Raw genomic sequence first — 14,222 nt, 5'->3', positions numbered from 1 at the left:
GTTATATTCGTGCTGTTATCGGATAATCCACATGTAGGATGCATAAGGTGATAGCTCAACCGTCTGGCCCCATGCCGGGGTCTGCGGGGTGTTTCCGATCAGCAGTTCTGCTTCCTTGCCCTTTACGGTCCCCCAGAACACTTCGGCAGCAGTAAATACTACATGTTCACCGCTGAAATTAGATACGACGACCAGTATTTCGGTTTCGTTAATCCGGGCATACGCGTAAATCTGAGGATGCGCCTCATCAAGCCGGACATAACGTCCGTTGGTAAGCACTTCTTCCTGCTTGCGCAGACGGATCAGCTTACGGTAATGAGCCAGGATGGAAGTCGGATCTCCAAGCTGCGCGCTAACGTTGATCTCCTTGTAACTCTCATCCACCTTCAGCCATGGGGTCCCGCTGGTAAATCCGGCATTCGCTGTCCCATCCCACTGCATCGGTGTCCGCGAATTATCGCGGGAGCGTTCCCGGATGATGGCGAGTGCTTCATCCGCTGACAGGCCTCTTTCCTGCAGGATCATGAACATATTGGTGGATTCGATATCATTGAACTCACCAATGTCCAGCCATTTCGGATTTGCCATTCCGATCTCTTCACCCTGGTACACATACGGTGTACCCTGCAGCCCGTGGAGCGTCGTCGCCAGCATCTTGGCACTCTCCACCCGGTAGATTCCGTCGTCCGCAAACCGGGACAAGGCCCGCGGCTGATCATGATTGTTCCAGAAGAGTGCGTTCCAGCCCCCTCCCCGCTGCATACCGGACTGCCATTTCGTGAACAGCTGCTTCAATTCCTCGAAATCGTAAGGCTTCAGTTCCCACTTCTGCCCATTCCGGTAGTCCACTTTCAGATGGTGAAAGTTGAAGGTCATGGAGAATTCCTTCTCCTCCGGATTGGAATAGCGGATGCAGTGCTCCAGAGTAGTTGAAGACATCTCTCCTACAGTTACAAGATTGTAGGGACCAAAGACCTTGGCATACAGCTCCTTGATGTATTCATGCACCCGCGGCCCGTCCGTATAGTAACGCCGTCCGTCGCCGGGTGAAATACTTCCGTCATCCTCCGGAAATCCCTGATCCTTAGAGATCAGGTTGATAACATCCATACGGAATCCGCTGACTCCCTTCTCCGCCCAAAAAATCATCAGGTCGGCCACTTCCTGCCGCACTTGCTCGTTCTCCCAGTTCAGATCGGCCTGTGTCTTATCAAACAGTGTCAAAAAATACTGGCCCGTTGTCTCTTCCCACTGCCATGCAGGTCCGCCAAACTTGGACTGCCAGTTGTTCGGAGGACCGCCGTCCGGTGCTGCATCTTTCCAGATATAATAATTGCGGTAAGCATTGTCCTTCGATTTGCGGGCTTCCTGAAACCAGGGATGCTCTGTAGAGGAATGGTTGACCACAATATCCGTCATCAGATGCATGCCGCGCTTCTTAAGCTCATGCATCAGCTCATCGAAGTCCTCCATCGTTCCGAAAGTCGGGTCAATCTGCCGGTAATCCGCGACATCGTAACCGTTATCATTTTGCGGGGATACATAAACCGGCTGCAGCCAAACGATATCAATGCCCAGGTCCTGCAAATAATCCAGCTTCTGGGTTAAACCTTTTATATCACCCGTTCCGCTCCCAGTCGTATCTTTGAAGCTTTTCGGATAGACCTGATACACCGTTGATTTCCGCCACCATTGTTGTTCAGGTGTATTTGCCATTTATTTGCCCCTCCTAGTTGTATGTAGCATTTTCCACCCATTATAGGTTTAGCTCACTTCTCTTCAACTTGTATATACAAGATGGATTGTACACCTGTATATACAGGTTGTCAAACCTGAAAATCCCTCTATTTCATCATGATGCAACACAGCGTGCATGCCACCATGAAATACAGCTATGTCACTTACTTAAACTAGATAGCTCATTTATTAACAAGTAATTGTCAATAATACATCCTGCCTGAACAGGAGAGACCGCATTTGGACTTCTTCATAGCAAAAAACCCCGCAAATAAGTATCCTCATTTGCGGGGCTTATACAGTTGCAGCCAATTTTGCCGAGTTTATTGAAGAATAGATGAAATGAACTTTTCCATCTCACTGCTAGTCTCATTCAGGCGCTCAATAAGCTCGCTGAACTGGGTGACCAATTCGGCCTGTGCAGAGGAAGAATCCGCAATGGCTTCAATTTCCTGTTCCATCTGCAGAATGGAATGCTGCACGGTGCTGAGTGAATCTTCGATCGTCTTCGTCGCTTCCTTTGTGTTGACGGAAAGCTTGCGCACTTCTGTAGCTACTACACCGAAACCTGCACCCTGCTCCCCTACGCGGGCCGCTTCAATCGCTGCGTTCAGGCCAAGCAGATTCGTCTGTTCCGAGATTTCACGGATAAAGCCGGCCACCTTGTTCACCTGCTTCGACTCCTCAACCGTCTTGCGCGAGTTCTCCAGAATTTGTGCCGTCGTAGCTGACAGCTCTTCGGATTGTGCCGCAACGTTCTGGACCATATCCATCAATTGACCGCTGATCTGGTTGATATTCTCAGTCAGCTGTTCCATCTTGTCTTCGTTCTCAAGCGTATAAGCAATCGCAAATGCCCCGATAATCTCCCCTTCATCGCCGTAAATCGGCACCGCTGAGGAGATTACAGTCGCCCCGTACAGCTCGGCAGACAGACGATTCGTCGTAGCACGTCCTGCAAGGGCGTTCCCGAGCGACGGGTCATCCTCTGGAACAGGACTTCCCTTGGTCAGGCCAAAATCGAGTACCTTGCTTGGTGCATAGTAATGAAAGATCTCCTTATCCGTAATGCCGATCATAATATCCTGTGCGTGAATTTGCTTAAACATTGGTGCAGCCAGTACTAGTGCGGTCAAATTATCCATGATGCATCTCCCTAAATGTGAATGTTTTTAATTATTATCGTCACATACAGTTCATAAATTAAGAAGAAATTATTCTGTTCTGTTTGCTGCGGATCAATCACTTTCCTTGTCCGTTTGTTTGATCAAGAAGTAAGCGATGTAGCCGATCATCCCCAGGAATAATCCGGTGCCAACGATGATGTAGACAATAGTAAAAGTTTTCCCTAAAGTGGTTTGCGGAACAAAGGTAGGATGTCCGATTGTACTAAGCGTGGCTACGCAAAAATAGATCGCGTCAATTACAGAGAGTCCTTCCTCTTTGACATAAAAAATGGTTCCGGAGGTCAGCGTGATGACCACCAATACGAGCAATGCCTGAAAATTCTTAAGCTTGAGCGCCCGCCATAAGCCGGTCACCAGACGCTTAAGCGTAAGCAAAAATGATAACATGGGCAGCACCTTTCAACTATTTCAGATTGTGAATTTTATAATTCAGTATAATCGGCTAGCTGAAGAAAGTATAGTTCTGCTTTCAAGGGCTGCTTTCACTAAATAATTCCTCTATATGAACTTTAGAATTACCGAGCCGGCATAGAACGCAACTGCGGTGAATGTTTGGACTTCCGGCCGCTGTTGTCTACAGATTTCTTGATGAATACCGCTTATAGCGGTAGAAATCCGCAGACAAAGGCGGTCGCTAGCGCTCCTACAGTTCCAAACTTCCCCTCCGCTGCTTTAGCCTCTAGGTGTTCTTTAGTTCAACTTATGTAGTTTGTATTTTCTAAAGATTCAAAAAATGCTCAGATGGATGGACAAACTGTTGTGATGGATACAAAACCTGAGAAACAATGACTTTGCAATAACTAATAGAAGCAATAACACATTTCAGCTCACCATAAATGCAACAAACATAACCGGTAAGAGTATTCCTAAGGGTAAGGCTGACATTCATCCACTTGTTTCTTTTGGGGCTGAGTATGGAGGCTTTGCTAGCGACTCTTATAGTCGTCCAGTTTATCCAGCAATTCGAGAAATTAATGTAAATGGTAATATATCTATATCACAAAACTTTCCTCAAAAAGAAGTTAACTATATTATTACGGTGGCAAGATTATTTACAGAATAGAATAAAAACAGCGCGTGCCAGTATCCATTGGCTCGCGCTGTTTTTGTTCTATCTACCTTATCATACATTCAATTAACCCCATGGCGTCGGCATAATATCGTTAAGTCTTGTATCGAGCGGTGAAAGCTGTATTACAGCAGAGCAAATTGCTCCCACCTTACTCAAGCTCGGTCCCAATCCCTTTCTCCCTGGCCTTCTTTACATAATATACCGCTGTTGCAATATCGAAGACAGCCATCCCCATCGGGCAGAAGAAGACCGGCTCATCTTCGGCGAATTCAGTCAGGCTGCTTCGGCAGACGACGTCGCTAATCTTACGGGTGCCGGTACGGGTCAGCCCCTGTTCCAGATGGAGCCGCTCGATGTCTGTATTCTCGCGGCACACTTCATCCCAATCGTCGACAATGACAGCTTTCACCGAAGCTAACGCCTCCGGCTTATAATCACGCAGAGAAACATTCAGCAGAAGACAACCTTTTGCAGGGGGAAGATCGATATACCGGTGATCGGATAGGGTACAGGTGATGAAGATATTGGACTTCAGATAGACGTCTGCCCACGTCTCTGCCACTTCAATCCTGTCCCTATAACAGGACGGAATTCCTGACAGATCGGCTCCCCTTAGATCGAAGATGCGGATACGTTCAATTCGATCACCGTACAGAGCCATTGCCATTTGAAAATGATGCTGCCCAATCGGCCCCCAGCCGATAATGCCGAGCTGAATCTCTTCCAGCGGCCGCGCCTGCATAAAGTGACGGATCATCAGCCCGCTGATGGAAGCTGTCCTGACGATGCTGGGCAGCGGCGAGTTCAGAACGGCTGAAGGCTGGCCCGTATTGGGATCATTCAATATGATGACGCTATGCGCGCGGGGAAGACCGGCCCCGATATTATCCGGGAAGCTGGAAATCCACTTGATCCCTGCTGCATTCACGTCTCCTCCTACATACGCGGGCATTGCAATAATCCGGTTCTGAGGATGGTTATACCTTAGATAAGGCTTAACTGGCTGTGCGTAATCACCGGAATCAAGAATGCGCACCACAGATTCTGCCGACTCCACAAGGTCAGGCCACTCAAGGCCTATCGCCTGGATATCCCGGTCATTTAAGTACAGCATGCCACTCCCTCCTTTGGCTTTTAGGTAGGGACATCTCCGTCTTCAGACGAGAGATCCCGGCCGAACTGGTTCTGAATCCATGAGTCCGAATATACGGTATCGAGGTAACGTTCTCCCTTGTCATGCAGAATGACCGCGCAGTGGGATCCCGGAGTTATTTCTTGCTGCATACGCTTGACGGCGGCAATAATCCCTCCGGAGGATGCACCGGCCAGGATCGATTCATTCTGCGAGAGCGCCCGGCAGCCTTTTACGATCTCCCAGTCCGAAACATACACGATATGGTCGATTAGGTCTTTTCTGCAGAAAGGCGGCACAATGCCGGCACCCAGTCCGGGGAAACGCCGACTGCCCTTATTTCCGCCAAAAATAACGCTGCCCTCCGCGTCGACAGCCACGATCTTGGTCTTTAGCCCATGATCCCTTGCGTATTCCGCCAGCCCCCTGATCGTGCCGCATGTACTGACACTGCAAAACAAATAATCCACCCGGCCAAGTTCGGTCACGATCTCTTTCATGGTCGTATGGTAGTGTGCCAGATAATTATTTGCATTTCCATATTGATTCGGCCAAAAGCTGCCGGGTATTTCTGCCAATAGCTGCTGTACACGTGTGAGCCTCGCAGGTAGAAACTCGCCTGTTTCCGGGTCTGGTTCGGCGACATAGTCGATTTTTGCATCCAATGCCTTCAGGATCTGAATATTCGTTTCGGTTGTTCGGGGGTCGATAACGCTGATAAACCGCAGCCCCAAATATTTGCAAATCATTGCCAGGCTGATCGCCATATTCCCCGAACTCGATTCAATAATGACAGTTCCAGGCCTTATTCTACCTTCCTTCCAAGCCTCTTGGATCATCCGCAGGGCAGGACGGTCTTTCGCACTTCCGCCCGGATTCAGCAGCTCCATTTTGGCGTAGACCTCAAAACTACTGTTCTGGAACAGGTTGCTCAGCTTGATTAAGGGCGTATTTCCGATGGTCGACAGTATGCCGCCACTCAAGTTCATCTCTGCCCTGTCTTTATCTTTTTGGTAATATAGCTTTTTGTTCTTTACCTGCCCGCTCTCCAGCGTCTCGCCATTGGCTACTATAAAGACTTCAATATCGTCAAGCAGATGATTCCGAATCATCATGCCGATTTCCGGAATGCACTCCCTGATTTCCTCCCTGATTGCCGGAGCCGTGGAGTTAACTGCAGATTTACTTTTGATATAAATGGTCAGCGCATTGTTCCTTACCTTCACCCGGATGATCGCATCTTCTATATGACGGTATACAACCTGTTCAATATCGTACAGGCTGATTTTTTCCCCATGCTTCAGTTCCCGGCCCACCCGTTTAACGATTGAGGCAAAACTCTGCTTTTCCACACCGCCTATCATCACAGGTCTGAAATCCCTTACCACATCATAGGTAACAAAACGAATGGCTGGCATCATCTTGCGGACGGTTGAAGTAAGAACCAGAATACTTTCATTTTTACCCAGCGGCCTTAAATCCCCGCCTAACGCCTCCGTCCCGAGCCCTTCCGCAAAAATTCCATCGGCAAAGATGTATCTGCCTAGCTCATGAGAGTAATAAGCGATCGTGCCCATTTCAATGGAGCCATACGTATCTACAATGTCTCGTGGATCAAGACCGAACAGGCGCGCCATATTCCGCTGCCATCCCAGTGTGGCGATTTCCCCGACCAGAATAATTTTGCGGATGCCGAAGTCGCGCGGATTTCCGGCGGCATATACGATATGGTCAAGGATGGAAGGCATCGTATACAGCAGCTCAGGCTTAAAGGCTTGCAGCCGTTCAATGTGCTGTTCGATGGGAAGATCAAAGGGTATTGAACTCTTTTCGAGTCCCAGCCGCTCAAATATGGACAAGGCTGTGTTCGCTGCATGTCCGGTACCCATGTCCGCCAAAGCTCTTGTGCAGCCGCTTCCCGCAAGCAGCTCACCGAACAGCTTTGTTTTGATATCAATGTAGTTTTTATCGTCTTCCTCTGAGTAGAATATCGCTTTTCGGCGGCCCGTGCTTGTGCCCGAGGTCCGGTATACGGCCAGAGAAGGGTCACTAAATTGGGTATAATAATGGGTATCCAGAATCTCAGACGTCATAAGCGGAAGGTTCTGTAGGCTATAACTCGTCTTCTCCCCGCCGATCAGCCTCTTGTACCAAGGAAAAACCCCGGTGACTTCTAGCACCTTATCCTGCAAATTGCCGAGCAGCATCTTCGCCGCCTCCTATTGGCCGCATACTGTAGCCTCATTAGATAAACACCTGCAATAATCTTATGTAGAATTCTCCGGGTGTGTTCTATTGCTGTGTGGATGCCCAATCAAAAACTGAATATTTCCGTAATATAGCCTATGGAACTATAGAGACGGAGGGACAAAATGAAGAAGCAAATAAGGCATATATCCAATAAGCTGACGAAGACAAAGGTGATGGCCCGAAGCCAAGAATTAAGGACATACATCCCGGTAACGAGAAAAATGGATCAAAGCACTCTACATGAGATGCTGCAAAAATATAATATGGTCTACATTAAGCCATGCTGTGGATCCTTGGGGAAAGGTGTGATGCGGATTGAAAAGACCGTCCGGAAGGAACGGATTCAATACAGCTATCAGGCGGGTATGCATGTACGCAGCTTCCCGGATTACGACACGGCTTATCGCGCAATCTTAAGTGAGACTCAGGGAAAGTCCTATTTAGTGCAGAAAGGGATCCGGCTTTTGGTTTATGAGGGCCGCCCCTTCGATATCCGGGTGATGGTGCAGCGAAATCTTAAGGGTGGGTGGGAAGCTACTGGGGTTGCAGGACGCGTAGCGCATCCCCGCAAGGTTGTTACAAACGGGAGCCAGGGGGGGACGATTTATCCGGTTGAAGTATTGTTGAAAGCCTACACCAGCCTGGAGAAGCGTAAAGCATTGATCTCGGCCCTGAAGGAAATGGGTGTGAAGTCCGCCAAGCAGCTAAGCACAACCTTTCCCGCCCTCCAGGAAATTGGCGTGGATATTGCCTTGGACCGGCGCCTCAAGCCCTGGATTCTGGAAGTGAATACTTCCCCCGATCCTTGTCCGTTTACCAAGCTGAAGAACAAAAGCATGATTGCCCGAATCGTCAAATACGCTAACGCCTATGGCCGCACATATAATCTGAAGTGTATGAAATCTAAACAGGGTGTGGTGTAAACTGCGGGGTTGTCTGCGGAACAACGCAGCCGGAAGCGGCGAATTGTGGAGTTGTTCTTCCACAGCTCGCCTGCTACTGTCAGCGATCTTGCTCTACAGACAGCGCCTGATCCTCTTCCATGGAGGGCTTCAGGTCATCCTGAATGCTGCCTTCCCATAATGGGACTCCCGACCGGTAGGCTGATCTGCCGTTTAAATGGCCTGCTACCGGAGAGGTAATGAATACAAAGACGATAGCAAGCAGCAGCTTATAGCTGACCATTCCATCGTGAAACAGGAAGTAGACAAACGCTCCGCTCAGCACACAGAGCACCCCAAGTGTCGCGCTTTTGGTAGCAGCGTGTGAACGCAGGTACACATCGGGCAGCCGGACCAACCCGAATGCGCTCAAACCGCAGAATACAGCGCCTAGCAGCACCAGAATCGAACTGAACAACTCACCGGTCATGCCTGTCACCTCCCTCTTCAAATACAACGCCCCGTTCAATATATCTGGCCAGCGCCGTCGTTCCTATAAAAGTAAGAATGCCTATCACCAGAATAATCTCAAGAAAATCCTGTGTATTCAGCAGCATAGAGACTACCGCAATCATGGCCAGCACATGGATGCCTATCGTATCCAGTGCGGCAACCCGGTCAGAACGGGTCGGTCCTTTAAGCAGACGGTACAGACAGGCCAGCATAGACACCGATAATATAATCAGCCCTGCAGTTAACAAAGTCAGACTCATCAGCGGGTCACCTCCATAATGGCTTGCTCAAAAGTACCTCTGATCTGCTCGGTAAGCAGCTGTGCATCTTCAATATCAATGGCATGGATGTACAGGATCTTTCCATCTCCCGAAACATCAAGGGTCAGTGTTCCCGGTGTCAGACAAATCAAACAGGATAATAAAGTGACTTCCCACGCGGATGTTAAGGCAGTCTCGTAAGCAAAAATACCGGGACGTATAGCCAGTTTTGGACGAACGATATGACCGATCACCACAAAGCTCGATACCAGCAGCTCGCGGATAAATATCAGCAGCAGCTTCAGCATTGCCCATACTCGTTTGAGATAAAAGGGCTGCGTCCAGGATTTCCGCAGGATCAGCAGAATGAACACTCCAAGCACAAACCCCACGATAAAGCTTGAGCCCGAACTGTTGTTATTCAGCAGCATCCACATGAAAGCAATCATCAGGTTGAACAGTATTTGCAAAGCCATCTCCTCTACTCCTTCATTACAGCTTCAATATAAAGCCCGGGTGAGACCAAGAGATCTCCAGCCTGCGATACATAGGCGTATACCCACTCCGCCCCAATACCCATTGCAATAACAAGAACAAGCAGTCCGGCAGCAACGGCCGAAGCGCTTTTTAAGTTGGCCTTTGGTAATTCCTTCTCCGGTTCATTTCCCCAAAATGCCAGTCTGAACACCTTCATCAAGGAATACAGTACAAGAAAGCTTGACGCCAGACCAATCAGAGACAAGGTCAACATGCCGGTATCCAACCCTCCGCGAATGATCAGAACCTTGCCGGTAAAACCGCTGAGCGGAGGAATCCCCACCAGAGCAAGCGCCAGTATAAAAAACATCCAACCGATCAAGGGGTACTTTCTGATCATCCCCCCCATGTTCTTCAAGTGTTCTGTTCCTGCGGCAGAGATGATCATTCCTCCGAGAATAAACATCAGTGCTTTCGCCAACATATCATGCAGCAAATAGAATACCGCCCCGTTCAGAGAGTCAGGTGTCCCAACTGCCAGGCCAAAGGCGACAAAACCAACGCTGATGATGACATTGTAATTAAGAATACGGGGAATATCCTGATAGGCTACAGCTCCCAATCCGCCCAGAATCATTGTAGCCGCCGCCATCCAGGCTATCCAAGGCTGGGTGAAGCCCGGATCGTTTACGAACAGGAGGGTAAATGTACGAATAATTGCATACAAGCCCACTTTAGTCAACAATGCGCCAAACAAAGCCCTGACCGCCACCGGAGGTGCACTGTATGATCCAGGCAGCCAATAAAACAGCATGAGCCCGGCCTTTAAAGAAAATACGATCAGGAACAAAATGGCTATTACATTAAGTACGCCGCCTTGCCCCGCTTCGGCAATACGCTGGGACAAATGGGCCATGTTGAGCGTGCCCACTGCTGCATAGAGATAAGCTACCGCCGCCACGAACAGTGTGGAGGATACGATATTTATCAGCAAATATTTGGACGTCTCCCGGAGCTGGAGCTTCGTCCCGCCAATAGAAATAAGCGCATAGGAAGAAATGAGCATCACCTCGAAGAAGACGAACAGATTAAAGATGTCCCCTGTAAGGAAGGAACCGTATACCCCTACGAGCAAGAAATGAAAAAAGCTATAGTAGTAAAAGCGCTCCCGCTCCTCACCTATACTGCGGAAGGAGTAGAGCAATATGGCAAAGCTGACCAGCGAAGCCGTCAGCAGCAGCAATGACGCTAACATATCGCCAACGAACACAATGCTGTAAGGCGGGGACCATCCCCCCATCTGCAGGGTTTGTATACCCTTATCGTGAACGCGTGAGACCAGGACAGCAGCAATGACGATATTCAGTAATCCACTGGCGGAGCTGATCCGGCGCTGGAGCCGGATTCTTTCTTTCAGGAAGATCAGGATCACAGCTGTACACAGGGGGATCAGAATCGGCAGCACTAACAGATTGCTCATTCTTTCTCCTCCTTGATACTATCGATTTCATCCGTACCCAGTGTCTGGTAGGAACGGTAGGCCAGAACAAAATAGAACGCAGTAACTCCAAAGCTGATCACAATGGAGGTTAAGATCAGCGCCTGCGGCAGGGGATCAACATAAGTCTCCGCATTGTCTCCTAGCACCGGTGCAGCGCCTTTTTTGAGTCCGGCCATCGTGAGGAGCAGCAGATGGACGCCATGTGTCAGCAGGGAAGTTCCCAGCACAATGCGCAGCAGACTTTTGGACAGAATCAGATAGACACCAATTGTAAATAAAATCCCTACAGCCACCGCCATTATGAGTTCCATTGTTTATCCCCCCCGATCGATAATATGATGTTCATGGTTACACCCACTACGGCCAAATACACGCCCAGGTCAAACAGAACCGCTGTCGCAAGCTCTGTATCCCCGAGTATAGGCAATTGAAAATGACCAAAGGCATGACTGAGAAACGGTGCATTAAATATGAAGGAACCCGATGCCGTAACAATCGCGATCAGCAATCCGGCTCCCGTAATCAAGCGGTAGTTCACCGGAATAACCTTACGGACCGTATCCATGCCAAAAGCGACAGCCATCAGAACAAGCGCGGCGGAAGTCATCAGCGCTCCAATAAAACCTCCCCCCGGATGGTTGTGGCCCGCAAAGAACAAGTACAAGGAGAACGTAAGTATAATGAGGACAATTCCCTTAGACATGGTCTGCAGGATCACATCATTACTTTGCAGCCTCGAGGCTGAGTTTCCAGAATGGACTTTTCCGGCTTCAGTCTGACCAGGTTCCATTCTTAAATGAATCAAACCATAGATAGCCATTGAGGCGATACCGAGCACCATAATTTCAAACAAGGTATCAAAGCCGCGGAAATCCACCAGAATGACGTTGACTACATTTTTACCGCCGGCTGAATTGTAGCTTTCTTTCAGGAAAAACTCAGAAATCGGTTCAAAGGGACTGCTACCCATCGCCGCCAAAGCAATTAAAGTTGTGGTGATACCAACACCAAGGGCGATAATCAAGTTCGGCAGCTTAAACCGCAGGCGTTCCTTCTCCTTCTTCAGCTTCGGAAGATATCTGAAGCAGAGAAGGAAGAGAATGACCGACACCGTCTCTATCATCATTTGCGTAAGCGCGAGATCAGGCGCCCGGAAGATGACGAACAATAGCGTTACCATATAGCCGACACAGCCAGTGAATAAAATGGCACTGACCCGTGATTTGGCAAAAGGCACCGCGAATGCCGCAAGCAGCATAACGGCTATTACCGCTGTCTCATAAATGGACAATGGCGCATAGTGCTCCATGCCGAAGCTGATACCCGGTTGTCCAATTAGAGCAGCGAGCAACGCGATAATAAAGAAGCTGAAAATATACAGCAAATAATGACGGTTGGAGCCGGTCATATAAGCATTGGTCAGGCGTTTTGAGCCCCGCTCCAACAATTGAAGGCTCCCATCATAGAGATGGTGGAGCGTTTTCCGTCCGCTTGGCCCACGGTCCAAGACCCGCACCCGGCTGTAGCTTCGGTATAACAGCACACCAGCAGCGATAACACCTATGGTCATAAATATCTCCGGTGTCCAGCCATGCCAGAAATGAATCGAGACCTCGAACGTTTCTTCAGGCGCCAATACCCCGTTATGGATCGATGCCATGGCCGGCTCAATCAGCGAATTAGAAACAAGCTCAGGAAAGAAAGCAAAGACTACAGCAAGGGAGACCAGCATCACTGGTGACAGCAGAAGGCCGAGCGGCGCTTCATGCGGCATTTTATCCAGTTTAGCCTTCTGAAGTTTACCCCCAAAGGTCTTAAAGACGAGAATCATACTGTACACAAAGGTAAACACACTAGCAAGCCAGGCTGCTACCGGAAAAATCCCCATCAAGGAGCCAGTATTCAGTATGTCGAACTCACGGATATTCAGCATAGCGGTAAAGAACATTTCTTTGCTGAGGAACCCGCTGAACGGCGGCAAGCCCGCCATGGAGAATGCGCCGATCAATGCGACCGAGAAAGTAATGGGCATGAGAGACATCAGCCCGCCCAGCTTGCGGAGATCCCGGGTACCCGTTTCATGGTCAATAATTCCGACAACCATAAACAAGCTGCCTTTAAAAACAGCATGATTCAGGAGATGAAAGAGGGCCGCTGTAGTAGCCATAGTATAGAAAACAGCTTCTTCCTTCCCGGCAAAAAAGGAAGCCGCCGAACCAAGTCCCAGCAGAGACATGATCAGACCGAGCTGGCTGATGGTAGAGTACGCAAGCAAGCCTTTGAGATCGCTTTGCTTAATCGCTTTAAATGCTCCATAGATCAGTGTCACCATTCCTGTGAGCGAAACCAGCCAGAACCACCCGGATTGACCTGCAAATACAGGGGTGAGCCGTGCAACCAAATAGATTCCCGCCTTAACCATCGTAGCCGAATGAAGATAGGCGCTGACCGGTGTCGGTGCTTCCATCGCATCAGGCAGCCAGATATGAAATGGAAATTGCGCGGATTTCGTGAACGCTCCCAGCAGGATCAGCAGCATCGCCGGGATAAACATGGAGTGGCCCGGCAAAGATCCGGCTACAGCTACAATTTCCCGGATACTATAAGTTCCAGTCATGACGTATAACAGATTAAATCCGGCAAACATAGCCAGACCGCCAAACACCGTAATGAGCATCGACTTCATTGCACCGTAGCGCGATCTTTCCCGGCGGTGCCAGAAAGCAATCAGCAGGAATGAAGAAATACTGGTGAGCTCCCAGAACCCGTATAGAACCATCAGATTATCTGACAGCACAACACCCAGCATCGCCCCCATAAACATCAGCAGGTACATGTAGAATTGGCGAATCCCTTCGCTGTGCTTACTCAGATAATAAATGGAATAGAGTACCACCAGAGCGCCCATTCCGGTAATCAGCAAAACAAACAACAGGCTGAGTCCATCCAGGTAAAGTGTAATATCGACTCCAAGTGAAGGCATCCAGGAGAAGCTTGTCATTAGATTTGATCCTGCTTGAATACTTGGGATTCTTGTCAGGAAGTAGAGAAATAGAGCTGCAGGCAAGGGCAGAACGATCCAGCCCACATGAAAACGCGGCAAATATTTAGTAAGCGGAATAAATGCAGCAAGCAAAAATGGAAGTAAAACTACAAGATGCAGCACGGTCCAGCACTCCTCCTCTTTTATTCATGTTCTAGTTTTCTGCTAT

Annotated in this window: 12 protein-coding genes; 1 reads left to right on the top strand and 11 read right to left on the bottom strand. The window is 49.1% G+C overall.

The window, feature by feature from the left end; all coding sequences use genetic code 11:
• Window positions 1-15: 15 nt before the first annotated feature.
• The 5 genes from treC to sbnA all read right to left on the bottom strand — a co-directional run bounded on the left by treC (window position 16) and on the right by sbnA (window position 7,335).
• Window positions 16-1,716 carry an alpha,alpha-phosphotrehalase gene (gene treC, locus ACQ76X_RS10965; protein ID WP_438493703.1) on the bottom strand — a complete coding sequence of 567 codons (1,701 nt, stop codon included), beginning with the start codon at window positions 1,714-1,716 and terminating at the stop codon, window positions 16-18.
• 344 nt (window positions 1,717-2,060) lie between these two features.
• Window positions 2,061-2,882 carry a methyl-accepting chemotaxis protein gene (locus tag ACQ76X_RS10960; protein WP_438493701.1) on the bottom strand — a complete coding sequence of 274 codons (822 nt, stop codon included), beginning with the start codon at window positions 2,880-2,882 and terminating at the stop codon, window positions 2,061-2,063.
• A gap of 93 nt (window positions 2,883-2,975) precedes the next feature.
• Entirely contained in the window at window positions 2,976-3,311 is a 336-nt protein-coding gene (locus ACQ76X_RS10955; protein ID WP_038589938.1) for a potassium channel family protein, read from the bottom strand.
• A gap of 833 nt (window positions 3,312-4,144) precedes the next feature.
• Window positions 4,145-5,110, bottom strand: a complete 966-nt coding sequence (locus tag ACQ76X_RS10950) for a 2,3-diaminopropionate biosynthesis protein SbnB (protein WP_438493699.1) — start codon at window positions 5,108-5,110, stop codon at window positions 4,145-4,147.
• Between the two features lie 20 nt (window positions 5,111-5,130).
• Window positions 5,131-7,335, bottom strand: coding sequence for a 2,3-diaminopropionate biosynthesis protein SbnA (gene sbnA, locus ACQ76X_RS10945; RefSeq protein ID WP_438493698.1), 2,205 nt, complete (start codon window positions 7,333-7,335; stop codon window positions 5,131-5,133).
• A gap of 165 nt (window positions 7,336-7,500) precedes the next feature.
• Here sbnA and ACQ76X_RS10940 point away from each other — a divergent pair, with 165 nt between their 5' ends.
• Entirely contained in the window at window positions 7,501-8,301 is an 801-nt protein-coding gene (locus ACQ76X_RS10940; RefSeq protein WP_438493696.1) for a YheC/YheD family protein, read from the top strand.
• A gap of 79 nt (window positions 8,302-8,380) precedes the next feature.
• On the opposite strand, the gene mnhG is transcribed toward ACQ76X_RS10940, so the two are convergent.
• The 6 genes from mnhG to ACQ76X_RS10910 are packed head-to-tail and all read right to left on the bottom strand — an operon-like array spanning window position 8,381 to window position 14,176.
• A complete protein-coding gene (gene mnhG / locus ACQ76X_RS10935) occupies window positions 8,381-8,749 on the bottom strand; it encodes a monovalent cation/H(+) antiporter subunit G (protein ID WP_438493694.1) in 369 nt (122 codons plus the stop codon).
• Window positions 8,739-9,032 (bottom strand): Na(+)/H(+) antiporter subunit F1, encoded by a 294-nt coding sequence (locus ACQ76X_RS10930; RefSeq protein ID WP_438493692.1) that lies wholly within the window; start codon window positions 9,030-9,032, stop codon window positions 8,739-8,741. The genes mnhG and ACQ76X_RS10930 overlap by 11 nt, the downstream gene beginning before the upstream one ends.
• Window positions 9,032-9,508, bottom strand: coding sequence for a Na+/H+ antiporter subunit E (locus ACQ76X_RS10925; protein WP_379144967.1), 477 nt, complete (start codon window positions 9,506-9,508; stop codon window positions 9,032-9,034). The genes ACQ76X_RS10930 and ACQ76X_RS10925 overlap by 1 nt, the downstream gene beginning before the upstream one ends.
• 5 nt (window positions 9,509-9,513) lie before the next feature.
• Window positions 9,514-10,989 (bottom strand): Na+/H+ antiporter subunit D, encoded by a 1,476-nt coding sequence (locus ACQ76X_RS10920; RefSeq protein ID WP_438493689.1) that lies wholly within the window; start codon window positions 10,987-10,989, stop codon window positions 9,514-9,516.
• Window positions 10,986-11,321 carry a Na(+)/H(+) antiporter subunit C gene (locus ACQ76X_RS10915; RefSeq protein ID WP_081966165.1) on the bottom strand — a complete coding sequence of 112 codons (336 nt, stop codon included), beginning with the start codon at window positions 11,319-11,321 and terminating at the stop codon, window positions 10,986-10,988. The genes ACQ76X_RS10920 and ACQ76X_RS10915 overlap by 4 nt, the downstream gene beginning before the upstream one ends.
• Window positions 11,309-14,176, bottom strand: coding sequence for a Na+/H+ antiporter subunit A (locus tag ACQ76X_RS10910; protein ID WP_438493687.1), 2,868 nt, complete (start codon window positions 14,174-14,176; stop codon window positions 11,309-11,311). The genes ACQ76X_RS10915 and ACQ76X_RS10910 overlap by 13 nt, the downstream gene beginning before the upstream one ends.
• Window positions 14,177-14,222: the final 46 nt, after the last annotated feature.

This window comes from Paenibacillus sp. IHBB 3054, assembly GCF_051594305.1.
Classification (GTDB): Bacteria; Bacillota; Bacilli; order Paenibacillales; family Paenibacillaceae; genus Paenibacillus_AQ.
Note: the sequence above shows the minus strand (reverse complement) of the source record. Positions and strands in the feature narration are given on the sequence as shown.

Coding starts and splice junctions, on each gene's coding strand:
- treC (WP_438493703.1), bottom strand. CDS start 1,716: ATGGCAAATACACCTGAACAACAATGGTGGCGGAAATCAACGGTGTAT.
- ACQ76X_RS10960 (WP_438493701.1), bottom strand. CDS start 2,882: ATGGATAATTTGACCGCACTAGTACTGGCTGCACCAATGTTTAAGCAA.
- ACQ76X_RS10955 (WP_038589938.1), bottom strand. CDS start 3,311: ATGTTATCATTTTTGCTTACGCTTAAGCGTCTGGTGACCGGCTTATGG.
- ACQ76X_RS10950 (WP_438493699.1), bottom strand. CDS start 5,110: ATGCTGTACTTAAATGACCGGGATATCCAGGCGATAGGCCTTGAGTGG.
- sbnA (WP_438493698.1), bottom strand. CDS start 7,335: ATGCTGCTCGGCAATTTGCAGGATAAGGTGCTAGAAGTCACCGGGGTT.
- ACQ76X_RS10940 (WP_438493696.1), top strand. CDS start 7,501: ATGAAGAAGCAAATAAGGCATATATCCAATAAGCTGACGAAGACAAAG.
- mnhG (WP_438493694.1), bottom strand. CDS start 8,749: ATGACCGGTGAGTTGTTCAGTTCGATTCTGGTGCTGCTAGGCGCTGTA.
- ACQ76X_RS10930 (WP_438493692.1), bottom strand. CDS start 9,032: ATGAGTCTGACTTTGTTAACTGCAGGGCTGATTATATTATCGGTGTCT.
- ACQ76X_RS10925 (WP_379144967.1), bottom strand. CDS start 9,508: ATGGCTTTGCAAATACTGTTCAACCTGATGATTGCTTTCATGTGGATG.
- ACQ76X_RS10920 (WP_438493689.1), bottom strand. CDS start 10,989: ATGAGCAATCTGTTAGTGCTGCCGATTCTGATCCCCCTGTGTACAGCT.
- ACQ76X_RS10915 (WP_081966165.1), bottom strand. CDS start 11,321: ATGGAACTCATAATGGCGGTGGCTGTAGGGATTTTATTTACAATTGGT.